Annotated in this window: 21 protein-coding genes and 3 tRNA genes; 8 read left to right on the top strand and 16 right to left on the bottom strand. The window is 57.4% G+C overall.

All coding sequences use genetic code 11. The features are described 5' to 3' along the window. The 8 genes from ABN482_RS13570 to mnmG form a co-directional block, all read right to left on the bottom strand. A partial coding sequence (locus tag ABN482_RS13570; protein ID WP_349504193.1) for a GTP-binding protein occupies positions 1 to 124 on the bottom strand: 124 nt, incomplete at its 3' end. A 70-nt stretch (positions 125 to 194) separates the two neighbouring features. Beyond that, a tRNA-Thr gene (locus ABN482_RS13565) sits at positions 195 to 269 on the bottom strand. Between the two features lie 4 nt (positions 270 to 273). Continuing rightward, positions 274 to 347 (bottom strand) — tRNA-Gly (locus ABN482_RS13560). Between the two features lie 50 nt (positions 348 to 397). Beyond that, positions 398 to 484, bottom strand: a tRNA-Tyr gene (locus ABN482_RS13555). Positions 485 to 593: 109 nt separating this feature from the next. Beyond that, complete coding sequence (locus tag ABN482_RS13550) at positions 594 to 1,496, bottom strand: ParB/RepB/Spo0J family partition protein (RefSeq protein ID WP_349504482.1); 903 nt, start codon at positions 1,494 to 1,496, stop codon at positions 594 to 596. A 34-nt stretch (positions 1,497 to 1,530) separates the two neighbouring features. Continuing rightward, on the bottom strand, positions 1,531 to 2,328 hold the full coding sequence (locus ABN482_RS13545) for a ParA family protein (protein ID WP_349504484.1): 798 nt from the start codon (positions 2,326 to 2,328) through the stop codon (positions 1,531 to 1,533). After that, positions 2,325 to 3,008 carry a 16S rRNA (guanine(527)-N(7))-methyltransferase RsmG gene (gene rsmG / locus ABN482_RS13540; protein WP_349504481.1) on the bottom strand — a complete coding sequence of 228 codons (684 nt, stop codon included), beginning with the start codon at positions 3,006 to 3,008 and terminating at the stop codon, positions 2,325 to 2,327. Before rsmG ends, ABN482_RS13545 begins: the two co-directional genes overlap by 4 nt. Next, positions 3,005 to 4,918 carry a tRNA uridine-5-carboxymethylaminomethyl(34) synthesis enzyme MnmG gene (gene mnmG, locus ABN482_RS13535; protein ID WP_349504480.1) on the bottom strand — a complete coding sequence of 638 codons (1,914 nt, stop codon included), beginning with the start codon at positions 4,916 to 4,918 and terminating at the stop codon, positions 3,005 to 3,007. Before mnmG ends, rsmG begins: the two co-directional genes overlap by 4 nt. A 127-nt stretch (positions 4,919 to 5,045) precedes the next feature. Between mnmG and eco the strand changes: the two genes are divergently transcribed. Next, positions 5,046 to 5,801, top strand: coding sequence for a serine protease inhibitor ecotin (gene eco / locus ABN482_RS13530; protein ID WP_349504479.1), 756 nt, complete (start codon positions 5,046 to 5,048; stop codon positions 5,799 to 5,801). 357 nt (positions 5,802 to 6,158) lie between these two features. Here eco and ABN482_RS13525 read toward each other — a convergent pair whose 3' ends face one another. Beyond that, positions 6,159 to 7,325 carry a pyridoxal phosphate-dependent aminotransferase gene (locus ABN482_RS13525; protein WP_349504478.1) on the bottom strand — a complete coding sequence of 389 codons (1,167 nt, stop codon included), beginning with the start codon at positions 7,323 to 7,325 and terminating at the stop codon, positions 6,159 to 6,161. A gap of 398 nt (positions 7,326 to 7,723) precedes the next feature. Between ABN482_RS13525 and ABN482_RS13520 the strand changes: the two genes are divergently transcribed. Then, positions 7,724 to 8,473, top strand: coding sequence for an RNA polymerase sigma factor FliA (locus ABN482_RS13520; protein ID WP_349504477.1), 750 nt, complete (start codon positions 7,724 to 7,726; stop codon positions 8,471 to 8,473). Between the two features lie 51 nt (positions 8,474 to 8,524). Here ABN482_RS13520 and ABN482_RS13515 read toward each other — a convergent pair whose 3' ends face one another. Both ABN482_RS13515 and ABN482_RS13510 read right to left on the bottom strand, forming a co-directional pair. Continuing rightward, positions 8,525 to 10,324 (bottom strand): EAL domain-containing protein, encoded by a 1,800-nt coding sequence (locus tag ABN482_RS13515; RefSeq protein WP_349504476.1) that lies wholly within the window; start codon positions 10,322 to 10,324, stop codon positions 8,525 to 8,527. Positions 10,325 to 10,422: 98 nt separating this feature from the next. Beyond that, positions 10,423 to 11,172: a flagellar brake protein gene (locus tag ABN482_RS13510; protein ID WP_349504475.1), complete on the bottom strand. Its 750-nt coding sequence runs from the start codon at positions 11,170 to 11,172 to the stop codon at positions 10,423 to 10,425. Positions 11,173 to 11,533: 361 nt separating this feature from the next. Between ABN482_RS13510 and ABN482_RS13505 the strand changes: the two genes are divergently transcribed. From ABN482_RS13505 to ABN482_RS13485, 5 genes are all read left to right on the top strand, one after another. After that, complete coding sequence (locus tag ABN482_RS13505; RefSeq protein WP_349504474.1) at positions 11,534 to 12,682, top strand: branched-chain amino acid ABC transporter substrate-binding protein; 1,149 nt, start codon at positions 11,534 to 11,536, stop codon at positions 12,680 to 12,682. A gap of 107 nt (positions 12,683 to 12,789) precedes the next feature. Further along, a complete protein-coding gene (locus tag ABN482_RS13500) occupies positions 12,790 to 13,725 on the top strand; it encodes a branched-chain amino acid ABC transporter permease (protein WP_349504473.1) in 936 nt (311 codons plus the stop codon). Beyond that, positions 13,722 to 14,819, top strand: a complete 1,098-nt coding sequence (locus tag ABN482_RS13495; RefSeq protein ID WP_349504472.1) for an ABC transporter permease subunit — start codon at positions 13,722 to 13,724, stop codon at positions 14,817 to 14,819. The genes ABN482_RS13500 and ABN482_RS13495 overlap by 4 nt, the downstream gene beginning before the upstream one ends. After that, positions 14,816 to 15,610, top strand: coding sequence for an ABC transporter ATP-binding protein (locus tag ABN482_RS13490; RefSeq protein ID WP_143859401.1), 795 nt, complete (start codon positions 14,816 to 14,818; stop codon positions 15,608 to 15,610). The genes ABN482_RS13495 and ABN482_RS13490 overlap by 4 nt, the downstream gene beginning before the upstream one ends. Next, positions 15,607 to 16,341 (top strand): ABC transporter ATP-binding protein, encoded by a 735-nt coding sequence (locus tag ABN482_RS13485; RefSeq protein WP_109063090.1) that lies wholly within the window; start codon positions 15,607 to 15,609, stop codon positions 16,339 to 16,341. Before ABN482_RS13490 ends, ABN482_RS13485 begins: the two co-directional genes overlap by 4 nt. Positions 16,342 to 16,422: 81 nt before the next feature. Here the strand turns inward: ABN482_RS13485 and ABN482_RS13480 are convergent, their stop codons facing one another. Together ABN482_RS13480 and ABN482_RS13475 are read right to left on the bottom strand one after the other, a co-directional pair. Then, positions 16,423 to 16,851 (bottom strand): MaoC family dehydratase, encoded by a 429-nt coding sequence (locus ABN482_RS13480; protein WP_349504471.1) that lies wholly within the window; start codon positions 16,849 to 16,851, stop codon positions 16,423 to 16,425. 108 nt (positions 16,852 to 16,959) lie between these two features. Beyond that, on the bottom strand, positions 16,960 to 18,957 hold the full coding sequence (locus ABN482_RS13475) for a methyl-accepting chemotaxis protein (RefSeq protein WP_349504470.1): 1,998 nt from the start codon (positions 18,955 to 18,957) through the stop codon (positions 16,960 to 16,962). 289 nt (positions 18,958 to 19,246) lie between these two features. On the opposite strand from ABN482_RS13475, the gene ABN482_RS13470 reads away from it, so the two are divergent. Beyond that, on the top strand, positions 19,247 to 21,250 hold the full coding sequence (locus ABN482_RS13470) for a methyl-accepting chemotaxis protein (RefSeq protein WP_349504469.1): 2,004 nt from the start codon (positions 19,247 to 19,249) through the stop codon (positions 21,248 to 21,250). A gap of 59 nt (positions 21,251 to 21,309) precedes the next feature. On the opposite strand, the gene rfbD is transcribed toward ABN482_RS13470, so the two are convergent. The 3 genes from rfbD to ABN482_RS13455 all read right to left on the bottom strand — a co-directional run bounded on the left by rfbD (position 21,310) and on the right by ABN482_RS13455 (position 25,290). Next, positions 21,310 to 22,218, bottom strand: a complete 909-nt coding sequence (gene rfbD / locus ABN482_RS13465) for a dTDP-4-dehydrorhamnose reductase (protein WP_349504468.1) — start codon at positions 22,216 to 22,218, stop codon at positions 21,310 to 21,312. Between the two features lie 193 nt (positions 22,219 to 22,411). Beyond that, positions 22,412 to 23,698 carry a 4-aminobutyrate--2-oxoglutarate transaminase gene (gene gabT / locus ABN482_RS13460; protein WP_349504467.1) on the bottom strand — a complete coding sequence of 429 codons (1,287 nt, stop codon included), beginning with the start codon at positions 23,696 to 23,698 and terminating at the stop codon, positions 22,412 to 22,414. A 110-nt stretch (positions 23,699 to 23,808) separates the two neighbouring features. After that, positions 23,809 to 25,290 carry an NAD-dependent succinate-semialdehyde dehydrogenase gene (locus ABN482_RS13455; RefSeq protein WP_349504466.1) on the bottom strand — a complete coding sequence of 494 codons (1,482 nt, stop codon included), beginning with the start codon at positions 25,288 to 25,290 and terminating at the stop codon, positions 23,809 to 23,811. Between the last annotated feature and the right edge of the window lie 38 nt (positions 25,291 to 25,328).

Raw genomic sequence — 25,328 nt, 5'->3', positions numbered from 1 at the left:
CGCCGAACTTCTTGGCCAGCACCGTTGCAATCGCTGCCGTCAGCGTCGTCTTGCCGTGGTCAACGTGACCGATCGTGCCCACGTTCACGTGCGGCTTCGTGCGCTCAAACTTACCTTTTGCCATGGATGACTCCCGACCTGGATTCTGCTAAAGAAAAGAAGAATGTACTACGCGATACGTACTACAAGATTTGTGGTGCCCATGGCGCGGATCGAACGCGCGACCTCTCCCTTACCAAGGGAGTGCTCTACCACTGAGCCACATGGGCAATCTGGAGCGGGTGAAGGGAATCGAACCCTCGTCGTAAGCTTGGAAGGCTTCTGCTCTACCATTGAGCTACACCCGCACACGCCGACAACCAGGCAATTCGAAGCGCCCCGCTTGTACCGGCGCTCTTGGTGGAGAGAGTTGGATTCGAACCAACGTAGGCGCAAGGCCAACAGATTTACAGTCTGCCCCCTTTAACCACTCGGGCATCTCTCCAGCAGAGAACTGATGATTATGAACCTCTTCAAGGAAAAGGTCAACTCCTCAGCGACCAGAATAATAACATCATTCCAATCGCTTTGACCAGCGCAATCAAATTTATTCTTTACTGATCCAGCACACTGCCCAGGCCCTGCTTTTCAAGCAGCGCATTGAGATGGTCCCATCCATGGAAATGGATCTGCAATTGTCCTTTGTCCTTGCTGCCGACTTTCAATGTCACCTGGGTGCCCAGGACGTCCGACAGCGCCTCTTCGAGACGTGCCACATCCCTGCTCCCGGCCGAGCCTGTCTTTTTCTTGCGTGCGGGCTCTCCTGCAGCTTCCTGGACAGTCTTGTTGACCATTTTTTCCGTATCGCGCACCGACATGCGGCGCGCCACGACCAGGTTGGCCAACTGTATCTGAGTCGCCGCATCGACTGCCAGCAGGCTGCGGGCATGTCCCATGTCGATATCTCCTGCCAGCAGCATGGTCTGCACAGGCTCTGCCAGGTTGATCAGTCGCAGCAGGTTACTGGTGGCAGAACGTGAGCGGCCAATGGCTGTCGCCGCCTGTTCGTGTGTCAGTCCAAACTCATCAAGCAGGCGTCGCACACCATGTGCTTCTTCAAGCGGATTGAGATCTTCGCGCTGAATATTCTCGATCAGCGCCATGACGGCTGCATTTTCATCTGCGACCTCGCGGACCAATACCGGGACTTCCGTCAATCCAGCCAGTTGGGCAGCACGAAAGCGGCGCTCGCCAGCGATGATTTCATAACCACCGGAAGCCAGGGCACGCACCAGGATGGGCTGCATGATGCCCTGCGTCCGAATGGATTCGGCCAGCTCATTGAGCGCCCCCTCATCCATGCGCGTCCGAGGCTGGTACTTGCCCGCCTGCATCTGGCTGACAGGCAACACACTGGGTGCCTTGCCTGCATTCTCGATCTGGTCCAACACCGGCGCATCCGCCCCGAGCAATGCATCAAGTCCCCTGCCGAGACCCTTGGTTTTCTTGGTTGCCATGCTTGTTTACCTGTTCAAAGCGATTGAGACTTGTTCAGAAATTCTTGACACGCTTGATCAACTCATCCCCAAAAGCGATATACGCCTTGGCTCCTGCCGAGGATTTGTCATACACCACGCCGGGCATGCCATGACTGGGAGCCTCGGCCAGGCGGACGTTGCGCGGAACAACACTCTTGAATACCTTGTCGCCAAAGTGTGACTCAAGTTGGGCTGAAACTTGCTGCTGCAATGTCACGCGGCGATCAAACATCACGCGCAGCAGGCCGATCAGCTTGAGTTCCTGATTGATATTGCGATGGACGCGCTTGATCGTATTGACGAGATCCGAAAGTCCTTCAAGTGCAAAATACTCGCACTGCATCGGAATGATCACGCCATGAGCTGCCGTCAGTCCGTTGAGCGTCAGCAAGGACAGCGTGGGGGGGCAGTCGATGAGGATGAAGTCATACTGATCCGTGACCGAAGCAAGCGCATTTGCAAGCTGACGTTCCCGTTGCTCCATGCCAACGAGATCGATCTCGGCACCGGATAGTTCCCGATTGGAAGGCAGCACGTCGTAGCCTCCAGACTCGGATCGTACACGAGCCTGCTCGATGCTTTGTTCACCGATCAGAACCTGATAGAGATTGCCTTGCAGTGCATGCTTGTCGATGCCACTACCCATCGTCGCATTTCCCTGGGGATCAAGATCTACCAGCAGGACCTTTTTATTGTGTGCGGCCAGACCAGCAGCAAGGTTGATAGCGGTTGTGGTCTTTCCAACCCCTCCCTTCTGATTGGCAATGCAAAAAACATGCGCACGGCGTTCACTGCTTGCTGTCTTGTTCATGCTTCTTCCTGTGTACGTCGAAAATGCACCAGACAACGCTGTGCATCGAGTTCCGGAACCTGCAGGGTATCTATCCGCGTGACTTCCCATGTAGCTTGCTGCATTGCAGCAAGCTCATCATCCGGCTTTTTCCCCTTCATGGCCAGAATGCTTCCCCCCACTTTCACATGCCGATCAGCCAGACTGACAAAATCGTCCAGCGATGAAAAAGCCCTGGAAACGGCAATGTCACAGTTTACCTTTTCAATTGATTCTATTCTTCCATGCACTGCCGATAGATTGCTCAGTTTCAATATGCTCGCTGCATGCTGGATAAATGCTGTCTTTTTTTCTACGGCATCGACACAGATGACTTGCGTACCTGGCATGGCTATGCTGATGACCACACCGGGCAATCCTGCCCCCGAACCAATATCAAGTACAACTGATGTTTCACGTGAAACAAGGCTGGTTTGAAAAAATGGAACTACGGCCAGGCTGTCAAAAAGATGTTGTACAAGCATTCCGTCTGTATCGCGGATAGCAGTCAAATTGTAGGTTTTATTCCACTTTTTGAGCAAAGTCAGATAGTCCAGCAAGGATGTGTACTGTTTATCATCCAATACCAGCCCAAGAGACTCGCATGCTCGTTTTAGTCGCGGCAATGCCTGAACATCGGAAAAAGAAAGATATTGGGTCATGCCTTGGTATCTGTTTTGTATTGCAGCCGTTTAAGATGAATCAATAGCAGTGATATTGCAGCGGGTGTCACACCAGACATCCGCGAAGCCTGCCCTACCGTTTCAGGCTGGGCTGCTTGCAACTTTTGGCGAACTTCGAAAGACAATCCATTTACTGCTTTATAGTCCAAACCAGAAGGAATTCTTTGGTTTTCATGCGCAGCATGTTTGCGCACCTCATCTTTCTGTCTATCGATGTAGCCTGCGTATTTGATCTGAATTTCAACTTGTTCAGATTCTGCGTCATTTTCAAGTCCAGGCCCCGCAATAAGCTTGCCATCAGCCCCTACTGCTTGCATCAATTGCCGATAGCTGACGTTGGGTCGTTTGAGTAGATCCGCGAGCGCATATTCTTTTTCAATCTTTTTCCCCAACAATTTTTCTGACTGATCATCAGGAAAAATGCGTGGGTTGACCCAGGAACTTTTCAGTCTCTCTGTTTCACGTGAAACATTATCCCGTTTGCGATTGAAGGCATCCCAACGATCATCAGAAATCAGCCCAAGTGATCGACCTACTTCTGTCAACCGGAAATCTGCATTGTCTTCTCGCAGACTCAATCTGTATTCAGCTCGAGAGGTAAACATGCGATACGGTTCGCTGACACCGCGCGTAATCAGATCATCTGCAAGAACACCAAGATAAGCCTCATCCCTACGCGGAGACCAGCCTTCCTTATCTTGAGCCATCAAAGCGGCATTGACACCTGCCAACAAACCTTGAGCTGCAGCTTCTTCATAGCCCGTCGTACCGTTGATCTGACCAGCGAAGAACAACCCCTGAAACGCACGCGTTTCGAAGGTTGACTTCAACTCTCGTGGATCGAAATAGTCATACTCAATGGCGTATCCAGGACGCAAAATATGTGCCTGTTCAAGACCTGGCAAGGAATGAATCAGATCAAGCTGGACATCGAATGGCAAACTCGTGGAGACGCCATTTGGATATATCTCATTGGTCGTCAAGCCTTCCGGCTCCAGGAAAATCTGATGACTTTCCTTGTCGGCGAAACGATGAATTTTGTCTTCAATAGAGGGGCAATAGCGGGGACCCACACCTTCAATAACCCCGCTGTACATTGGGGAACGATCAAGGCCGCCACGAATAATGTCATGCGTGCGCGTATTGGTATGGGTCACCCAGCAAGGAAGCTGCCTTGGGTGCATGGCAGCATTCCCCATATAGGAAAAAACAGGCACTGGATCGAAATCACCTGGCTGCTCCTGCAACCTGGAAAAATCAATCGTCCGCCCATCGATTCGCGGTGGCGTCCCAGTCTTCAACCTTCCCTGTGGAAGATTCAATTCCTGTAACCGTTTTCCCAGGGAGGATGCTGGAGGGTCCCCTGCCCGACCGCCAGAATAATGCTGCAAACCGACATGGATCAGACCGTTGAGAAATGTACCTGCAGTCAGGACAACAGTCTTGGAACGAAAACGGATCCCAACTTGCGTAACGGCTCCGACAATCCGGTCACCTTCGACAATCAGATCATCAACAGCTTGCTGGAAAAGCCAGAGATTTGGCTGGTTCTCCAGCATGTAACGTATGGCAGCCTTGTACAGAATTCGATCAGCCTGCGCGCGAGTCGCTCTGACAGCGGGCCCTTTTGAACCATTCAGAATACGAAACTGAATTCCGCCCTGATCGGTGGCCAGCGCCATCGCTCCACCAAGGGCATCAACTTCTTTGACAAGGTGTCCCTTGCCGATACCACCGATCGAAGGATTGCAGGACATCTGCCCCAATGTCTCGATATTGTGCGTTAAAAGCAGCGTCTTGCAGCCAGTCCTGGCAGCAGCAAGAGCTGCTTCCGTACCGGCATGCCCGCCACCTACGACGATGACATCAAACTGTACAGGATAGTCCATGTTCAAAAGCAAAAGATCATCAAGAAAGGAATTATAGATCTTGGCGCATTTCGAATGGCGTGCAAAACTGTAAGAGCTTTAATGTTTCACGTGAAACATACAGTCGATAGACCATCTGGAGACCCATATGTCGATGAGAAACCACAATATCGTGCTTGCATTTGCACTGTGTACATCCATTCCCGCAATTTCAATGGCAAATCCCCAAGTGCCTGAGCAAAGCGACAGCTATGTATACATTGCAGGAAAAAGCCAACCCTGCACCGGCGTTGCACCACAACAATGCATGCAGATCCGTAGTTCTGCCAATGAGGATTGGCAGAACTACTACGGCAGTATTGAAGGCTTCGAATTCAAGGACGATGGCACTGAATCCCTGCTGAAAATCCGCAAGGAAAAAATAAAGAACCCAGCTGCAGATCAATCATCGGAAAAATGGGTGCTCGTAGATGTTGTCACAGAGCGTCAACCTCTGCCAGCGTTGCTCTCTCCCTTTCCCGAACCTGAAAAGGAATGGGCCAGATCCGTGATTCATGTCCCTCAACAGGTCAATGAGGAAGATTACAAAGTCGAAATCATCGCAGGCAAGACACTCGAGATAGATTGCAATCACCATATCCTGCCCGCCTCTTACAAGGAGGAAACCGTTCAAGGTTGGGGATACGATTATTACGTCATCGAACCTGAAGAAGGAAAGATGATATCAACCATGATGGCGTGCCAGGGTCCCAGGAAAAATCAGTTCGTCAGCACGGCCAACGGTCCTGGAATTGTTCGCTATAACAGCCGCCTACCTATTGTTGTCTACACGCCAAAAGATACCGAAGTCCGCTATCGCATCTGGAAGACAGACACCATCACGGCAACAGCGGACAGAATCTGAAGCGCCATGAGCTGCAAGAACTAGCAAAAAAGGGGGAATAGTCCCCCTGATAGCCTGTGGATAACTTTCTGGATAACTAGGAGGATATCCTCAGGACAAATTCTGGACAACTATGGATACAGGGCCCAGGCAAAAAACTGTCCAGAAACCATCCCAGGCCCACACAGAAGTTACCCACGGCTGAAATTCTCATCAAACATATGAAAACTATGGACTTTTTTGAAAAACACCACTTATACACAGGCACCCATTATTAAAGACATCTATATATATAAAAAGAAATAGATAACTTGAAGCCCACTTTTTCCAGTCAAAAAAAAGGCAGGCCTAATGCCTGCCCCCTGTCGATAACTTTCTTTAAAGTTCAGCCAGTCTTGAGATAGCTTTCTGCAATGTGGCTTCTTTCTTGGCAAAGCAGAACCTGACCAATCGATGGTTTGACTCGGCAGCCGAAGGATCCGCATAGAAAGCAGACACGGGAATGACAGCCACGCCGAAAGTGCGCGTCAGCCATATCGAAAAATCAGCTTCGGACAGATCGGAAATTGCGCTGTAGTCCGCCAGCATGAAATACGTGCCAGGTGCCGGCAGCACCTTTAGCCTGGTCGATGCAAGCCCAGCAGTCAGCAGATCGCGTTTTGCCTTGAAAAAGGCAGGAAGCCCAAGGTAATGCTCCGGATGAGCAAGAAAGCCTGCCAGAGCTGCCTGGAAAGGAGAACTGACGGTAAACACCATGAACTGATGAACCTTGCGGAATTCGCGCATCAGCGCTGCAGGCGCGCAGCAATAGCCTACTTTCCATCCCGTGACGTGAAAAGTCTTTCCGAAGGAAGAAACGATGAATGCCCGCTCTGCAAGTGCGGGCCTGCGCGCCACGCTCTGGTGCACAAGGCCATCGAATACAAGATGTTCATAGACTTCATCGGACAGGATCAGCAGATCGTGCTTCACAACGATTTCTTCCAGCGCATCCAGATCATGGGCCGACAGAATCGATCCAGTGGGGTTGTGAGGCGAATTGACGATCAGCAGACGCGTTTTTGAGCTGATGGCACCCCTGACCCTGTCCCAGTCGATCGAATAGCCAGGAGAGGCCTCTGTAGGGGCCTGCATGGGCACGTAGACCGGAGAGCCTCCTGCAAGCCTGATGGCAGGAGCATAAGCGTCATAGCAGGGCTCTATGACAATGACTTCGTCTCCTGGATGCACAGATGCCAGGATGGCCGTCATCAATGCCTGCGTGGCTCCACTGGTCACGGTGACTTCAGTATCCGGATCGTAGACTCTGCCGTAGGTGTCCTGCACTTTGCCTGCAATGACGCGGCGCAATGGCAGGTAGCCAGGCATGGCCGGGTACTGGTTGAGCCCTTGCTGCATGGCATCGGTGACCAAATCCAGCAGTGCAGGATCAGGGTCGAAGTCCGGAAAGCCTTGTCCCAGGTTGATTGCCCCGGTTTCCTGAGCAAGGTTGCTCATGGTCGTGAAGATGGTTGTGCCGATATCCGGCAGTTTGGAAACGATCATTGCAGGTCCTGCTTGCCAAAAAAATACATTGTAGGTATTTCCTGCAGAAGAACGCTGTCAGGTCTATCCTTTGTTTATAAGCTTTATATATAACTACTTATGGATAAGATAGCCTGTTGATAACTCTATCAACTCTGAAAACCTTATCTGTATCAAGGTGTTGGACCTGTTTTTTGAGTGTGGAAAGCTGCTGTGTGGACTGAGGACGGATTCTGGACAAGATTTCGGCCAGCCGCCAATGCCTGGGTTGTGCAGAAGCTGTCCACAGGTTGACCACAGATCCCCTTCATAGAGGCTGTCCACAGGCGCAAATCGGCGCAATGAAGGTTTGTCATCTGTCGTAGAATGGACTCGATAAGGCTGATGAACAGCCAGGACCGATCATTTTTCGTGTGTGTATGCAGGGACAGGAATCCGAACTGATAGAACGCCACGCACCGCTGGTACGCAAGCTTGCCCTGCAGTTGGTGGCCAGGTTGCCCAGCAGTGTCGAGCTGGATGACCTGATCCAGGCCGGGATGATCGGGCTGCTGGATGCCGTGCGGCGATACCAGAAGATGCCCCAGGCCGGATTCGAAACCTATGCCACGCAGCGCATACGGGGGGCCATGCTCGATGAACTGCGCAGCCAGGATTGGTTGCCGCGCAGCGTGCGCGAAAAGGCCAGGCGCATCGAACAGGCCATTCATGCCCTGGAGCAGTCCCTGGGCCGGGCACCTCGGGAAAGCGAGATTGCAGCGTATCTCGAGTTGGGGCAGGATGAATATCTGATGCTACTGCAGGATGCCCAGGGTGTGCAGATTCTGCACTATGAGGATTTCGAATATGACGGTGATGGCCTGGAGGCTGTCATGCGTCCGGATGTGGCCGCAGCCAACGGGACAGATCCGCTTGAGGCCCTGCTGGGGGGAAACCTGCGAGAGGTGCTTGTTCAGGCGATCGATGCCCTGCCCGAGCGCGAGAAACTGCTTCTGGCCCTGTTGCACCAGGAAAACATGAACCTCAAGGAAGTCGCCGTCGTCATGGGGGTGACTGAAGGACGCGTGTGCCAGTTGCGCACCCAGGCCATCAATCGCATCCGGGCGCGAATACGTGACCAGGGATGGGATCAGAGGCCCGACGAGCTGGTTTCGATGCAGATACTGTAGGGGCGACCGTCCCGTGCGCTGTGCACAGCGCAGCGTCCTATGGCAGCCTCATCAGTGCGTCATCGGCATCAGGCATGACTCGACGACAAGATCCAGGTTTTCCTTCTTGACCCGGTGTTTCACGCGGGCCGCTGCCGAGGCAATATCCTGTGGCTGTATCCGGTCGCCTTGCGTGGGATCGACGTAGACGGCTCCCATTCCCAGCGACACGAAGGGAAAAAAACGGTTGATGCCGTGGCGATCTTCCGCTTCGATTCCACCCCGTGCCTGGTCTTCATGGTCGTACAGCCGCTGCGCGCGCAGGTTGAAGTCGTTGATGATCGAGTGTGCCCGCTGTTCCCAGTTGCCGCTGCCAAAGACAATGATGAAATCGTCGCCGCCTACATGGCCGATGAAATCCTGCTGCGGATTGCAATGCGACTTGATGACTTCGGCGCAGAGCCGGATCATGTCGTCGCCGCGCCAGTAGCCGTAGACATCATTGAATGGCTTGAAGTTGTTCAGATCGCAGTAGGCCGTCACGAACGATTGTTCCTGGTCCAGCTGGGAGGCAATGTGATGGCTGATGGGGATGTTGCCGGGCAGCGATGTGAGCGGATTGGCATAGCGTGCGGCTTCGATGCGTTTTTCCGTGACTTCCTTGACCAGGGCTTCACCGGTGCCAAGGCCATCGTAGCGTCCCTGGTGCGTGATGATGAAACCATCGACCAGATAGCGCTGGTCCTTGGATATCAGCAGGTGGCTCAGGCTTTCGATGGTTGTGCTGCCATCGACCAGGACTGGATTGGCATTCATGAACTGGCTGCAGGATTTGCGTCCGTAGAGTTCGCGAATGAATTGCTGTGCATAGTGCTCGGAAAAATCGCGCCGGTTGACGATACCCACAGGCCGATCTTCTGCGTTGATGACGGCAGCAGCATGCAGTCCGGGGTTGTCGACAAACAGTTTGTGCAGATGATCGTTGGTATCGGTTTCCAATCGGACTGCCGGTGCTGTGATACGCAGGTTGTGAACGGTGGCGTGATAAGGCTGGATGGTGGTGCGCTTGAGCGCGATGTTTTCCAGCTTTTCCTGGATATGCTGAGGCAGCAAGTGGATGGCCTGGGGCGAGGGATAGCCCAGGAACCATCCCTGCACATAGCGTATGCCGAGTTCACGAGTGACCAGCAGATCCTGTTCCGTTTCTATGCCTTCGGCGACGATCTGCGTACCCATGCTGTTGCCGATCGCCAGGATGGACTGGACCAGCTTCTGCTTTTTCTCGTTCTGGCCGATGCCGTCGAAAAAGTATCGATCTATCTTGACGATCTCTGGCTGTATCTGGTCCCAGAAGCGCAGGCAGTTGCGTCCGGAGCCGTAGTCGTCGATGGCCAGCAGCATGCCGTGTGCGCGCAGGCTTGCGAGAGCCCGCTGCAGGAACATGCCCTGCTCTTCTGCGGCATCTTCCTCGGTGATCTCTATGACGATCCGTTCTGCCGGCAATGGCTGTTGCTGTTGGATCAGATGGGGCAATGCATCCCCATGTCGGCGCCATTGCTCGCTCAGGGCAGAACTGGACATGTTGATGAATAGCCTGGCTGGCTGCTGCTGTTCGCAATAGCGCTGCAGGGCCAGTTGCGCACAGGCCAGTTCCAGGTCGGCATGAATCCCCTGGCGACGAGCCTCCGAGAAGAGGGTTGCGGGTTGTTGCAGGGGGGAAGGGGTCAGGCCGCGGATCAGGCTTTCGTAGCCCGAGATGGAGTGCCGGACCATGTCGACGATAGGCTGGAAGTGCGGAACGAGCAGTTTGTTCAGAATGATGTCGGCAACGGAATGGCCGGTGTCGACTGGCGCAGGGATATCCAGTTGCATAGGAAAGTGATGCCTGAACGGATACAGTTAGAAGGGAATCGTCATTATTGATTCCCAGCATGTCTGTTTCGTGACAGGCCCTTATCCCCTGGCTGGCGTCAGAACCCTTTGCGCCGGGCGCTCTGCTCGCGTTCGACCATGCCGATGTAGCGCTGGATCATGATAAGAACGGCATTCGGCAGATCCACGAATTCAGCCCCGATGCGGCGGCAGTTGCGCTGGCTGGGCAGGACTTCGTTGATACAGCGCACGACCCGGATCGTGATCGGGAAAGATCCTACCCTTGGCAGGTCGAGCAGGCAGTTGTGATAAAGCGTGCCTGGTTCGTAATTGATGATCTTGCCATAATCCATGATGGCCAGGCCGCTGGAGCTGATGTCGCGCAGTTCGACGCTGATGCCGTCGCCGGTCGACAGCGTGCCGTTGGCTGCGGCACCTTCCACAATGGTGCACAGGGCCGGTTCGAGTGCGGGAATCGATACGCGATAGGATTCGCGGCGTTGCAGGCGTGACAGGCTGGTCGGGATATCGATGGCGAGTGCTGGCAGGCCATCGTGCGTGCATGCATCAATGGATGATGACGAGAAGAAGATGGGTACGCTGTCGAGCGCGGTTTCGAAACGGACGAAATCGGCGCGGATGAAAATCTGGTTCAGGTCTTCGGCAGCGGCATGATCGAGGATGACTTTGTTGTCCTGTACGTCGACATCGAGGATGGTGGTGACGACGGAAATCGGACGATCCTGTACATGCATGCGTACCAGTGCCTGTCTTCTTTCGAGTGCGCGCAGCAGTCCAATGATTTCGAGTGGCACGGTGACCAGGTAGGGGTTATCGTTCTGGTGCATGTTCGAGTCCGTGGCGCGTATCTGATTGGATACAAAAAAGTTTCAAGAAGATACTTGGATTATAGACAAACAGATCGTGATGCTGTCTATCTCGTGGCTTGACATACAAATATTATTTGACGGCACGGAAGTGCTGCAGCCACGGGGTGCAACCTGTCTTTTGTGCAAGGTGCAACCATAGGGTTTTTACGCATAACTCTTTGAAAGTGCCGTCACTATAATCGCCAGACCTTGTTTCTGCTCATGCCATGGATATCGTGGCATGGCGCAGCAGATGCAGTGGTGATACCGCAACCTGGACTGGGGTTGCAACCAATGGTCAGGCCCACGTGTTCCCGACGATCCGACAGGAGAAGAGTAGATGAAAATGAAACAATCCATGCTGGCCGCCTGCATGGCGTTGGCCGGTTTTGCCATGAGTGGTGCTGCGGCCCACGCTGCTGACATCAAGTTCGGCTTTGCTGCGCCCCTGACCGGCCCCCAATCGCATTACGGCGAAGACATGCGCAACGGTCTGCTGCTGGCGATCGAAGAAGCCAATGCCAAGGGTATCGAAATCGATGGCAGCAAGGCCAACTTCATCCTGGTGTCCAAGGATGACCAGGCTGATCCGCGCATTGCAGTACAGGTTGCGCAGCAACTGGTCGACGAGGGTGTCGATGGCGTGCTGGGCCATTTCAACTCGGGCACGACGATTCCTGCTTCGCGTGTTTACTACGATGCGGGCCTGCCGCAGATCGCCATGGCGACCTCGCCGGAATACACCCTGCAGGACTATGAAACCACCTTCCGCATGATGACCAGCGATACGCAGCAGGGTGCGGCCGTGGGTAAATTCATCGTTGAAAAGCTCAATGGCAAGAAGGTTGCACTGATCGATGATCGCAGCGCCTATGGCCAGGGTCTGGCCGACGAGGTCGAGAAAGCCGTCAAGGCAGCCGGTGGTGAAGTGGTGCGTCGCGAGTACACCTCGGACAAGGCAACCGATTTCACGGCCATCCTGACCAATATCCGCGGCGTGGCTCCTGATGCGATTTTCTACGGCGGCCTGGATGCTCAATCCGGTCCGATGAAGCGCCAGATGGTGTCGCTGGGTATTACCGCACCGCTGGTGTCGGGTGAAATGACCCGCAGCGATACGTTCCTGAAGCTGGCCGGTTCGGCGGCCGAAGGGACCTATGCTTCGCTGGCCGGCGTGCCGCTGGATCAGATGACGGCCGGCAAGGAGTTTGCCGAATCCTATGAAAAGCGCTTCAACAAGGCTCCCGGCGTGTATGCGCCCTATGCCTACGATGGCGCCTGGAACCTGATCACGGCCATCCAGAATGCCAACAGCGCCAAGCCTTCGAGCTATATCGGCAAGCTGGCTGACCTGGAGCGCTCGGGTGCGACCAGCGAACACATTGCCTATGATGACAAGGGCGACCTGAAGGAAATCTCGGTCACCGTCTATGAAGTCAAGGATGGCAAGTGGGAAATGGTCGAAACCATGGTCAGCTCGGCCAACTGAGCCTGATCCTGATGCAGGACCGGTAATGACGAGGACGGATGCGCCGCAAGGGCATCCGTCCGCTTGTTTGGCAGTATCTGCAGCATCTCTGCAATTAGGAATTCCGTATGGAATTATTCATCCAGCAAATCGTGAACGGGCTGACACTCGGCAGCGTTTACGCCCTGGTCGCACTGGGGTATACGATGGTGTACGGCATCATCGGACTGATCAATTTTGCGCATGGCGATGTGGTCATGATCGGTGCCATGGTGGCGACGGTCGTGGCCACGAGCCTGCTTTCCGGCGGTGAGCCCGGTACCCTGTCTGTCTGGCTTGTCATAGGTGTGGCACTGCTGGTTGCCATGCCGGTGTGCATGGGGGTGGGCTGGACGGCCGAACGGGTCGCCTACAGACCCTTGCGACGCGCCCCGCGGCTGGCAGCGCTGATCACCGCCATCGGCGTGTCTTTCATCCTGCAGAACGTGGCGATGATGATCTGGGGTCGCAACTACCTGAGCTTTCCACAGATTATCGAACCCGACATCTTCAAGATCGGTGGAGCCAGTATCAGCAGCCTGCAGATTGCCATCATCGTGGTTGCCGCGCTGATCATGGTCGGACTGACGCTGGTTGTGCACAAGACCCGCCTGGGTACGGCCATGCGTGCCACAGCACAGAACCGTGAAGTGGCCGGCCTGATGGGCATCAACATCAACACCGTCATCTCGGCGGCATTCCTGATCGGCTCGGCGCTGGCGGCCGTGGCGGCCATCATGGTCACCACCTATTACGGACTGGCGCAGTACACCATGGGATTCATGCTGGGCCTGAAGGCTTTCACTGCAGCCGTGCTGGGGGGGATCGGCAACCTGGCCGGTGCCATGCTGGGCGGGTTGCTGCTGGGGGTGATCGAGGCCCTGGCGGCAGGCTACAGTGGTGACCTGACCGGCGGTGTGCTGGGCAGTCACTATCAGGATTTCTTTACTTTCATGGTGCTGGTACTGGTGCTGGTCTTCCGCCCGTCCGGTCTCATGGGTGAGCGTGTGGGAGACCGCGCATGACGACTTCGACTCTGCAAAACGGCGTTTCGGCGCAGCGCAATACGGCTCGCCTTGCGGGCTGGGTGGTACTGGCCATCGTACTGATCGCCCTGCCCTTCGTTATCGGGCAGGCAGGCCAGAGCTGGGTGCGCATTGCCAACTTTGCCCTGCTCTATGTCATGCTGGCGTTGGGGCTCAACATTACCGTTGGCTTTGCCGGTCTGCTCGACCTGGGCTACATCGCCTTCTATGCCGTGGGTGCCTATACCTGGGCCTTGCTGGCATCGCCGCACTTCGGGCTGCACTTGCCGTTCTGGCTGGTCATTCCGATTGCCGTGGCGGTGGCAGGCATGTTCGGCCTGTTGCTGGGCATTCCGACATTGAAGCTCAAGGGGGATTACCTGGCGATCGTCACATTGGGATTCTGCGCCATCATCGGGATCTTCCTGCGCAACCTGAACGCGCCGTTCAATATCACCAATGGGCCGCAGGGTATCAACCGGATCGATTCGTTCCAGGTGGGCGATTTCAATTTCGGGCGTGCCAGCACGATCTTCGACATGCGCTTCACGGGGCCCGAGAAGTACTACTTCCTGCTGCTGTTCATGACGCTGCTGATCGTGCTGGTCAGTTCGCGCCTGCAAAACTCGCGGGTGGGTCGTGCGCTCGAAGCGGTGCGTGAAGACGAGATTGCCGCCAAGGCGATGGGTATCAACATCCGCAACGTCAAGCTGCTGGCATTTGCCACTGGTGCCATGTTTGCCGGGCTGGCGGGTTCCATGTTTGCTTCGATGCAGGGATTCGTGAGCCCCGAGAGTTTCAGCCTGCCCGAGTCGATTTCGGTGCTGTGCATGGTGGTGCTGGGTGGCATGGGCCATATCCCGGGCGTGATCATCGGTGCCATTATCCTGGCGATCCTGCCGGAATTCCTGCGGGCCATTGTGGTGCCGGTGCAGCAGACGCTGTTCGGTGACGTCATCGTCGATCCCGAAGGCATCCGCATGTTGCTGTTCGGCCTGGCCATGGTGCTGGTGATGCTGTTCCGTCCGGCGGGTCTGTGGCCTTCGGCAGTGCGCAAGCGTGAGCTGTCCACGAGCAAGGGAGAAGGTCGATGAGCATCCTGCTTGAAGCAAAGGGCCTGAGCAAGCGCTTTGGTGGCCTGCAGGCGCTGTCCGATGTGAGCTTCCAGATCCGGCGTGGCGAAACCTATGGTCTGATCGGTCCGAATGGTGCCGGCAAGACGACGCTGTTCAATGTGTTGACCGGACTGTACGTGCCTGAATCGGGCCGGGCCGATTTCGATGGCAAGCCGCTGGTCGGGATTGCGCCCCACAAGGTGGCGTCGGTCGGCATGGCGCGTACCTTCCAGAATATTCGTCTGTTCGGCAATCTGAGCGCGATCGAGAATGTGATGATCGGCCGCCATGTGCGCACGCGCAGCAATTTCCTGGGGGCGATTTTCCATACCCCGGCTACGCGTCGCGAAGAGATTGCCACGCAAAAGCGTGCCTACGAATTGCTGGAATATGTCGGTATCGCGCATCGTGCAAACGATGTGGCCCGTTCCCTGCCCTATGGTGACCAGCGACGGCTGGAGATTGCCCGTGCGCTGGCGACCGAGCCCAAGTTGCTGGCGCTCGATGAGCCGGCCGCTGGCATGAACGAGTCCGAAACGGTGGTGCTGCGTCAGTTGATCGAGAAGATCAGCGGCGATGGCATTACCGTGCTGCTGATCGAGCATGACATGAAGCTGGTGATGGGGTTGTGCGACCGTGTGCTGGTGCTGGAATATGGCAAGGTGCTTGCCGAGGGTGTGCCGGCCGAAGTGCAGCGCAATCCCAAGGTGATCGAAGCCTACCTGGGGGCCGGTGCGGCAGCCGAGGTAGCGACAGGAGAATCGGCATGACGACGCAAAAGACGCCACTGCTTGAATTGCGCGACCTGCAGGTTGCCTATGGTGGCATCAAGGCTGTGCAGGGTATCAATCTGCATGTGAATGAAGGCGAGCTGGTGTGCCTGATCGGTGCCAATGGTGCCGGCAAAAGCACGACGCTGCGTGCCATTACCGGCCTGGTGCCGGTGGCCGGTGGTTCGATCTGGTATGACGGCAAGCAGACCACCAATACGCCTTCGTATCAACTGGTGCGCAAGCGCCTGGTCATGGTGCCCGAGGGACGTGGCATTTTCGGTCAACTGACGATCGAGGAAAACCTCGCCATGGGGGCCTACGTGCGCAATGACCATGCCCAGATCAAGCAGGATCTCGAGCGGGTTTTCGAAAGCTTTCCGCGACTGGCCGAACGCCGCCATCAGTCGGCCGGTACGCTGTCGGGGGGCGAGCAGCAGATGGTTGCGATGGGGCGCGCGATGCTGGCCCGGCCGCACCTGTTGCTGCTTGATGAGCCTTCCATGGGGCTGGCGCCGCTGATGGTCGAGAAGGTATTCGAGGTGGTGCGCAATATCGCTGCCGAAGGCGTGACCATCCTGCTGATCGAACAGAATGCCCGCCTGGCGCTGGAACATGCCGATCGCGGTTATGTGATGGAGTCGGGTCACATCAGTCTGGAAGGCCCAGGCAAGGATCTGCTGCATGATCCCAAGGTCCGTGCCGCCTATCTGGGTGAAGACGAGGCCTGATTTCCCGGTTTTCCGCATCAAAAAGCCCAGCCGACCTGAAACAAGCGTCGGCTGGGCTTTTCTGTTGCTGGCCTGGCTGGATCAGGGGATATAGATCTCGGCTTCGCCGTCGATCACGACCTTGCCTTCGACCGTGCACTGCGTGGTGAAGAACACGCGGTGCTTTTCCGTATCGATGCGCGTGATGGTCACGGTGGCGGCAACCTTGTCGCCGATGTAGATGGGCCGCTTGAATACCAGCGATTGCGAGACATAGATGCTGCCTTCGCCCGGCAATTGGGTGCCGAAAATCGTGGAAAACAGGCTGCCGCCCAGCATGCCGTGGGCAATGCGCTTCTTGAAGCGGGTGTTGCTGGCGTATTCCTCGTCCAGGTGAACCGGGTTGTGGTCGCCGGACACCAGCGCGAAGCCGCGTACCGTGTCATCCGTGACTTCCACTTCGCGCGTCAGCGACATGCCGATGCTCAGTTCGTCTATACCGTAGGACTTCTTGTCTGTCGTGCTGGACATCTGGTTGAATCCTGTAAAAAGAAACCAAGGCGGTGTGGCCTGCATTTTACTGCGCCAGGATGACAGGCAGTGGCATGCAGGCCGGCATGGCAACCGGCCTGACGGGCTTTAGCCTATTCTGGCTTTTCCGGGGACGGGCGTGTCTTCGTCGGCGTCGATGATTTCGTTGCTGGGAATGCGGAAGACCGACATGCGGCTGGCCATTTTGTCGACGCGTTCGCTCAGGGTCTCGGTGGCGGCAGCACTTTCCTCGACCAGGGCGGCATTCTGCTGCGTGACGTGATCCATCTGCGAGACGGCCAGATTGATCTGTTCGATGCCGATGGACTGTTCCGACGAGGCTGCCGAGATGTCGTTCATGATGGCCGTGACACGCTGTACGGCCGAAACGACCTCGTGCATGGTGTCGCCGGCCCGCTTGGCGTTGCTGGCACCTGTACCGACCGTGGCGTTGGATGTTTCGATCAGGGTCTTGATCTCGCGCGCGGCCTGGCCACTGCGTTGTGCCAGGGCGCGTACTTCGCTGGCCACCACCGCAAAGCCCTTGCCCTGTTCACCGGCCCGGGCCGCTTCCACCGCCGCATTGAGCGCCAGGATGTTGGTCTGGAAAGCAATGCCTTCGATCACGTTGACGATCTCGCCCATCTTGGCGGAGCCGGACGCAATGGTTTCCATCGAGCGCACGACCTCATCAACCACCACGCCGCTGCGCTCGGCCACGCTGGAGGCGTTGGCGGTCAGCTCGTTGGCGATGCGGGCATTTTCCGCATTCTGCTTGACCGAGGACGCCATCTGCTCCATGGCGGCAGCCGTTTCCTCCAGCGCCGAGGCCTGCTCCTCGAAGCGGCTGCTCAGGCCCATGTTGTCGGAGGCAATGGCCCGGGTGTCGTTGTTGATCTCGTCGATCCCATGGCGCGTGCTGCTGATGAGTCTGGACAGGCTTTCCTGTGTCTTGCGCAGCGAGATGAAAAGTTCGCCCACTTCATTGTTGGAGCGGGCCTCGACCCGTTCCGTGAGGTCGCCACCTGCCATTCTGGACAGGTGCTGGCTGACTTCGTCGAGTGGCTTGATGAGGCGGCGCGTCAGGATGTAGATGCCGATCGACAGCAGCAACATCAGGCCGAGTGCGATAGTGCCGAAAATGCCCAGCTTGACCCGTGCCGCATGCGTGATTTCCTCGACATTGGCGGTGCCGGCGATCAGCCAGTTGCGGCTGGGCGACCAGGCGTAGACATCGACCTGGTCGGCTCCCTTGAAGTCGTGATAGTGGATGCCGTTCTTTTCGCGCAGCATGGTGGTGGCCAGTTCGGCACTCTGCCCGTGGCTGTTGCCGTTGGCGGCGGAAACCGGCTGGCCTGCCAGCGAGGGGTGAATTTCGAAACGGGGATTGCCGCCCTGGGTATCGCTGCTGATGACATAGTAGAAACCGCTCTGGCCGATCTTGCGGCTGGAGATGTCCTGCTTGAGCATCTCTTCCTGGGCGCTGATATCGACACCGACGAACTGGACGCCGACGATCTTGCCTGTGCTGTCGGTCAGGGGCCGGTATTGGGTGATATAGGGCCGGCCAAGCAGTGTGGCCATGCCGGTATATTCCTGCCCGGCGCGCAGTGCGCTGTAGGCGGGGTGGGATTTGCCCAGGGGCGTGCCGACCACGCGCTGGCCGGACTCGTCCTTCAGGGAGGTGGAAATGCGGATGAAATCATCATCCTTGGCGACGAAAATGGTGGCCACACCACCGGTCAATTCGGAGAAGCGATCCGGCCCTTCGAAGTTGAGATTGAGCGTGCGCGTGCCAGCGCGCAGGACCGGCACGGTTTCGGCACCGACCTGAATGGTGGTGGTGGGATCGAGGTCGATCCGCTTGGGGTAGCCGTTGGCAAATACCCGCATGAAGCTCTTGATTTCGTCGTTGACGGTTCGATCGAAGAGCGTATTCATCTTGACGATGCCGTCGACTTCAGCCCGCATGATATCGATGGCGATTTCCTGCTGCATCATCACGGCAGTTCGGCAGAAAAAGCCCAGTACAGCCGCACCCAGAAAGAAAACGAGGCAAGGCAGTAGCGTTGCAATGCGCAAATTGCGCAGCAGAGGCAGGGACATGCGGGGTATCTCCAAGAGGGGTTGTTATAAAGAGCGTTAATCGAATATCTATGTCACTAAAAGAAACTTGATCGTACATTACTTTGTCTTATTACGTCATTATTTGCATGAGAGGAGATAGGCTCAGAAGTTGTGATTTTTGTCACTATTTCAATGAATAAGAGGTTTTTTGAGCTTATTTGATGAAAATCAGAACATTGGGAAAAAGGTATGATCTGCATATGGAGACACCAAATCCATATATAAGAATTATTCAATATGTTGTCGATTGTTTGCCTGGAACCGCAAAATGAATGTATCCATATTCAAGTGGCGGCAGTGGCGTATCGCCAATCTGCTGTCCGTTCTGGTTTTTCTCCTGACTGCCCTCGTCTTTTCCGTATTCATGGCGGCGTTCTATCGTTCGGTGTCGCACACACTGGAAAATGAAGCTGTCGCCCGGATGGAACAGGGCGTTGGTGCCATTGCCAAGATGAGCGAGATGTTCGATGCCGCGGCCAAGGACGCGGCCTACAGTTTCATGGGCGTCTTTTCCAGCTCTTTGTTTCCGCAGGCTTTTGAGATCGATGCGGGGCGCAGCATTCCGGTCGGTGGTACGACGGCCCCTGCCCTGATGAATGATGATCGGCTGCTCAATGGCGATTTTTCTGCAGTCGATGTTTTCACGGCACGCACCGGTGGTATCGCCACGATATTTGTCGCCAAGGGTGACGATTTTGTCAGGGTGGCGACCTCGTTGCGTACGGATAAGGGGGATCGGGTCGTGGGCACCTCGCTGGGGCCGACGCATCCCGCTTATGCCCTGCTCCGCGAGGGCAAGGAGTTCGTGGGGGCGGCCAGCCTGTTCGGCAAGACCTACATGACGGTATATCGTCCCATCCGCAACGATGCCGGTGCCATCGTGGGCCTGCTTTTCGTGGGGGTGGATATCACCAAGGCGGTCGATGAACTGAGGCAGGAGATCCTGGGCTACCGGATCGGAGAGACCGGGCGCTATGTCGTGATCAATGCCAGCCGAGGCGATCGCCGTGGTCTTTACGAAGTGCATGAACAGCAGTCCGGTCGTTCGGCCCTGGATAGTCGCGATACGGCACGTCGTGCCCAGATCGAGAAAATGCTGGCGGAGCCCTCCGGTATACACCGTTATACCGAGGACGGCCATGACATGATCGAGGTCTATGGTCATGCGCCCGGCTGGCAGTGGCTGATTGTCGGCCAGGCGAATCTGGACGAACTGACCCAGGAGGCACGCAGTACGCTGACCGGCTACATGGTGCTGGCGGTCGGTGTGCTGCTGGTGCTGGCCGTTGCGATTTTCCTGGTGGTGCGCAAGGTACTGGGACCCTTGCGGGCGTTCAACCGGCATCTGGCGCAGATCGCTGCCGGCGACCTGACCGCTCGGGTACGTGTCGAGTCCGACAATGAAGTGGGCCAGTTGTTCAATGGCCTGCGACAGATGCAGGGCAGCCTGTCGCGCAGCATCACTTCGGTGCGCACAAGCGTCAGCCAGATCGATGTCGGTGCACATGAAATTGCCCGCGGCAACCAGGATCTGAGTCGCCGCACCGAAGAACAGGCTTCCTCCATTGAAGAAACGGCATCGGCCATGGGAGAACTGGCGGCCACCGTTCAGCAGAATGCAGAACAGGCACGCCAGGCCAGCACCTTGGTCAACGATGCTTCTGCCGTGGCGCAGCAGGGCGGTGCGGTTGTGGACCGGGTCGTGGCAGCCATGCAGGAGATTGCAACCGATTCCGGCAAGGTCGGCGAAATCGTCAATGTGATCGACAGCATCGCCTTCCAGACCAATATCCTGGCGCTCAACGCGGCGGTGGAAGCGGCCCGGGCCGGTGAACAGGGCAAGGGGTTTGCGGTGGTGGCCAGCGAAGTGCGTGCTTTGGCGCAACGCAGCGGCCAGGCCGCCCGCGAGATCAAGACCCTATTGGAAACCTCGGGTGATCGCGTGCGCACCGGGGTCGGCCATGCCCGGCAGGCGGGCGACACCATGAAGGATATCGTGGCGTCCATCCAGCGTTCCACGGGCCTGATGCAGGAAATCGCAGCAGCGGCGCTGGAGCAGGCCAGTGGCATTGAGCAGGTCAGCAAGGCGATGGCGCAGATGGATCACACCACGCAGCAGAATGCGACGCTTGTCGAGGAGGTTGCAACGGCAGCCCGGTCGCTGCAGGATCAGGTCGAGGCCGTTGTCGAGGCGGTGTCGGTTTTCAAAGTGCTGCAGGGCGAGATTGTCGATGCCGATACCGGAGAGGTATCGGCACCGGAGCAGGCCTGAAATATGTGAGCACCGGCCTGAATGGTGTCCGTGGATACCGTTCAGGCCGGAAGCGTTCGCTATGCTGCCCTGCCCGCTTTCAGCAAGGCCAGGGTCTGCTCCACCCCTTCCCGCCAGTCAGGCAAGGCCAGCCCGAAAGTCGTGCGCAGCAATGATGTATCCAGCAGCGAGTTGGCGGGACGTGGCGCAGGCAGTGGATAGGCCGAGGTCGGAATGGCGAGGATATTGTCGGGTGACAGGGTGAGCGGGTAGCCCAGCCGGCTTGCCTGCGTGGCAATATGATGCGCATAGCCGTGCCAGGATACCGATCCGGCGGCACTCAGGTGATAGGTGCCGAAAGGAAATTCTGCCTGCGTGGCCTGGCTGGCCGGCAGGCGGGCCAGGATCTGTGCACAGGTATCGGCGATCAGGCTGGCTGCCGTGGGGGCACCGTGCTGGTCATCGACCACGCTCAGGCTCTGCCGCGTCTGCAAAAGACGCAGCATGGTCTTCAGGAAGTTGTTGCCGTAGGCACCATAGACCCAGCTTGTGCGAAAGATCAGGTGCCGCGGTGTGGCACTCCGGACGGCCTGTTCGCCTTCCAGCTTGCTCTGTCCATATATTGAAAGTGGATGGGTCGTATCGGATTCGGCGTAGGGCGTGGGCTGGCGGCCATCAAACACATAGTCTGTCGAGAAGTGCACCATCACGGCATCCAGGCGTGCGGCTTCCTCGGCGAGGATGGCCGGTGCCATGGCATTGATCTGCCGTGCCAGTCCAGGCTCGTTTTCGGCCTTGTCCACGGCCGTATAGGCGGCGGCATTGACGATGACATCGGGGGCGTGCCGGCGGATGATGGCGGGCAGTGTGTCCGGCTTCGCCAGGTCGGCGGCATGACGGTCCAGGGCAATGACTTCACCCAGTACCGACAGGCTGCGGCGCAGTTCGAAACCGAGTTGTCCGGTCTGGCCTGTGATGAGAAAGCGCATGGTGGGATTTCCTGGCGGAAGAATGGAGAAGTGCCGCAGGGGATGGGCAGTGTCTGCCAGTGTGCATCGCAGGTACGGGATGGTCAACCCTGGGCACATGCCAGCAGACCCGACGATGTTGCATGTATTTGCAACGTCGCCGGGTCTCGGCATGACAGGGGGATCACGCTGGGCTGAAGCCCGCTTCAATTCATCAGGTCGAGGAGGCTTTTGCTATCGCCGTGCCAAGAATCCCCAGCGCTTCCTGGGCAATATCCTGCGGCGTATTCAGCGGTGCCAGCAGGCGCAGCGTATTGCGATAGACGCCGCACTTGATGACCAGCAGACCATCGGCCCGGCACAGGTCGATGACGCGCTGGGCCATGTCTGCGTCCGGCTGGCGCGGATCGCCGTTGCGCACGAATTCCAGGGCCAGCATGGGGCCTACGCCGCGCACGGTGCCGATGACAGGGAATTGCGCGGCCAGTGCATCCAGTCCGGCACGCAGCAGCGAGCCCAGGCGTTCACCCTGCTCCAGCAGCGATTCCTCTTCGAAAACATCCAGGACCGCCAAGGCGGCTGCGCAGGCCAGCGGGTTGCCGGCGTAGGTGCCGCCCAGGCCGCCGGGCGTCGGAGCCTCCATGATGTGACGCTTGCCGACGACACCCGACAGCGGCAAGCCGCCTGCCAGGCTCTTGGCAACCGTGACGAGATCAGGCTGGATGCCGGCATGCTGGAATCCGAACATTTTTCCGGTACGGCCGAATCCCGTCTGCACTTCGTCCAGGATCAGCACGATGCCGTGATGGTTAGCCAGTGCGCGCAGTTTTTTCAGGAATGCGGCACCTGCCGGACGGAATCCGCCATCGCCCTGGACGGGTTCCAGCAGAATGGCGGCGACCCGCTCGGGGGCGATCTGTGTCGCGAACAGTTCTTCCAGCGCCTGCAGGGCATCGTCACCCGATACCCCCAGATAATCGTCGGGATAGGGCGTATGGTAGATGTCGCCGGCCAGCGGGCCGAAGTTCTGCTTGTACGGGGTGCTCATGCCGGTCAGCGTGGAGCCCAGCAGCGTGCGGCCGTGGAAACCGCCGCGAAAGGCAATGACACCGGGTACGTTGCGATAGGCCCGGGCGATCTTGATGGCGTTTTCGACGGCCTCGGCTCCGGTGGTGGCCAGCAGCGTCTGGAAGGGTTCGCTGCCACCGACCAGTGTGTTGAGCCTTTCGGCCAGGGTGACGTAATGGTCGTAGCCGACGACCTGGAATGCCGCGTGGCTGACACGGGTCAATTGTGACTGTACGGCCGCTACGACGCGGGGATGGTTGTGGCCGACGTTCTGCACGCCGATGCCACCCACGAAGTCGATATAGCGGCGTCCTTCGACATCCCACAGCAGGCTGCCCTGTGCCCGCTCTGCGAAGATGGGATGCGCGGTGACGACGCCGCGTGGTACATGCTGTGTCCTGGCATCGATCCAGGCCTGGTTGGTATGTGTCATTTTTCAGATTCCTTCTGGCGAATGATGGAGTGGTGTGTGCTGATATGCCTGCTGTTGCCTGAATGTTGTGGTGTCAGGGGCAGAGCCGCCCTGGCACCTGTCTGCCAGGCTCAGTCGAGCTGACCCTGACAGACATACTTGATGTGCATGTATTCCTCGAGACCGTGGCGGGAACCCTCGCGGCCATAACCGGAATCCTTGACTCCGCCGAAGGGGGCCGATTCTGCAGCGACGGCACCTTCGTTGACCCCGACGATGCCGGTTTCCAGCGCATCCGTGACACGCCAGATACGGCGCACGTCGCGCGAATAGAAATAGGCTGCCAGCCCGAAAGGCGTGTCGTTGGCCTGCCGGATCACGTCGGCCTCATCGCCAAAGCAGGTAATGGGCACGACGGGACCGAAGGTTTCCTCGCAGGCGCAGGCCATCGAGGCCTGTACGCCGGTCAGGATTGTGGGGGCGTAATAGTGGGCGGGTGCGCCGCTGCCCGGTTCGAGGCGATGGCCGCCGGTCACGATATGCGCGCCCTTCTCCACGGCGTCGCGGACATGGCGGTCGATTTTTTCCACGGCACGGGTGTTGATCATGGGGCCGATCTGCGAGTCCGGATCGCTGGCCGGGCCGACCACCAGCGCCTGCACGCGGGTGGTCAGCCTGGCGACGAAGTCGTCGTGGACGTCCTGGTGGACATAGACCCGGTTGGGGCAGACGCAGGTCTGACCGCCATTGCGGAATTTTGCGACCATCAGGCCTTCGACGGCGGCCTCCAGGTCAGCGTCTTCGAACACGATGAAGGGGGCATTGCCGCCCAGTTCCAGCGACAGCTTCTTGAGGGTATCGGCCGAGCGGCGCGCCAGCAGCTTGCCGACCGGCGTCGAACCCGTGAAGGTGATCTTGCGCACGCGTGGGTCGTCCAGCCAGACATCGGCCACATGGGCGGCCTGCTGGCGTGATGCCGTGACGATATTCAGGACGCCGGGTGGCACGCCTGCCTGCTCTGCCAGGCGCACCAGGGCCAGGGACGTCAGCGGCGTATCTTCGGCCGGCTTGCAGACGACGGTGCAGCCTGCAGCAAGCGCCGGGGCAATCTTGCGGGCGATCATGGCAGCAGGGAAATTCCAGGGGGTGATGGCCGCCACCACGCCGACCGGCTCGCGCAGGGCGAACATGCGCCGACCGGCCACGGGGGCGGCAATGATGTCGCCATCGGCACGCGTGGCTTCCTCGCCGAACCATTCGACATAGCTGGCGGCATAGGCGACCTCGCCCTTGCCTTCGGCCAGGGGCTTGCCCTGTTCGCGGGAAATCAGCCTGCCCAGATCATCCAGGTTGGCCAGGATCAGGTCATTCCAGCGTTTGATGATCAGGGCCCGCTGCCTGGCGGGGACTTTGCGCCATGATGCAAATGCAGTGTCGGCGGCATCCACGGCGCGGCGGGCATCGCCTGCGCTGCTGTCCGGCACGCTGGCAAAGTCCTTTCCCGTGGCAGGGTCCGATACGGCAAAGACGGCACCGTCTTCGGCTTCTACCCAAGTACCGGCAATGAAGTTACTGCCCGGCAGCAGATCCGTGTTCAAGATAGTGAGCGGCATGTGTCTACGTCCTTGTGAGGCAACCCGAAAATTAAAGC

The sequence above is a fragment of the Corticimicrobacter sp. genome, assembly GCF_040137905.1.
Taxonomy (GTDB): domain Bacteria; phylum Pseudomonadota; class Gammaproteobacteria; order Burkholderiales; family Burkholderiaceae_B; genus Corticimicrobacter.
This window is presented reverse-complemented; position numbering and strand designations above follow the sequence as displayed.

Coding starts and splice junctions, on each gene's coding strand:
- ABN482_RS13520 (WP_349504477.1), top strand. CDS start 7,724: ATGCAGGGACAGGAATCCGAACTGATAGAACGCCACGCACCGCTGGTA.
- ABN482_RS13550 (WP_349504482.1), bottom strand. CDS start 1,496: ATGGCAACCAAGAAAACCAAGGGTCTCGGCAGGGGACTTGATGCATTG.
- eco (WP_349504479.1), top strand. CDS start 5,046: ATGTCGATGAGAAACCACAATATCGTGCTTGCATTTGCACTGTGTACA.
- ABN482_RS13490 (WP_143859401.1), top strand. CDS start 14,816: ATGAGCATCCTGCTTGAAGCAAAGGGCCTGAGCAAGCGCTTTGGTGGC.
- ABN482_RS13515 (WP_349504476.1), bottom strand. CDS start 10,324: ATGCAACTGGATATCCCTGCGCCAGTCGACACCGGCCATTCCGTTGCC.
- ABN482_RS13480 (WP_349504471.1), bottom strand. CDS start 16,851: ATGTCCAGCACGACAGACAAGAAGTCCTACGGTATAGACGAACTGAGC.
- ABN482_RS13485 (WP_109063090.1), top strand. CDS start 15,607: ATGACGACGCAAAAGACGCCACTGCTTGAATTGCGCGACCTGCAGGTT.
- ABN482_RS13500 (WP_349504473.1), top strand. CDS start 12,790: ATGGAATTATTCATCCAGCAAATCGTGAACGGGCTGACACTCGGCAGC.
- rsmG (WP_349504481.1), bottom strand. CDS start 3,008: ATGACCCAATATCTTTCTTTTTCCGATGTTCAGGCATTGCCGCGACTA.
- ABN482_RS13545 (WP_349504484.1), bottom strand. CDS start 2,328: ATGAACAAGACAGCAAGCAGTGAACGCCGTGCGCATGTTTTTTGCATT.
- ABN482_RS13475 (WP_349504470.1), bottom strand. CDS start 18,957: ATGTCCCTGCCTCTGCTGCGCAATTTGCGCATTGCAACGCTACTGCCT.
- ABN482_RS13510 (WP_349504475.1), bottom strand. CDS start 11,172: ATGCACCAGAACGATAACCCCTACCTGGTCACCGTGCCACTCGAAATC.
- gabT (WP_349504467.1), bottom strand. CDS start 23,698: ATGACACATACCAACCAGGCCTGGATCGATGCCAGGACACAGCATGTA.
- rfbD (WP_349504468.1), bottom strand. CDS start 22,218: ATGCGCTTTCTCATCACAGGCCAGACCGGACAACTCGGTTTCGAACTG.
- ABN482_RS13505 (WP_349504474.1), top strand. CDS start 11,534: ATGAAAATGAAACAATCCATGCTGGCCGCCTGCATGGCGTTGGCCGGT.
- ABN482_RS13495 (WP_349504472.1), top strand. CDS start 13,722: ATGACGACTTCGACTCTGCAAAACGGCGTTTCGGCGCAGCGCAATACG.
- ABN482_RS13455 (WP_349504466.1), bottom strand. CDS start 25,290: ATGCCGCTCACTATCTTGAACACGGATCTGCTGCCGGGCAGTAACTTC.
- ABN482_RS13470 (WP_349504469.1), top strand. CDS start 19,247: ATGAATGTATCCATATTCAAGTGGCGGCAGTGGCGTATCGCCAATCTG.
- mnmG (WP_349504480.1), bottom strand. CDS start 4,918: ATGGACTATCCTGTACAGTTTGATGTCATCGTCGTAGGTGGCGGGCAT.
- ABN482_RS13525 (WP_349504478.1), bottom strand. CDS start 7,325: ATGATCGTTTCCAAACTGCCGGATATCGGCACAACCATCTTCACGACC.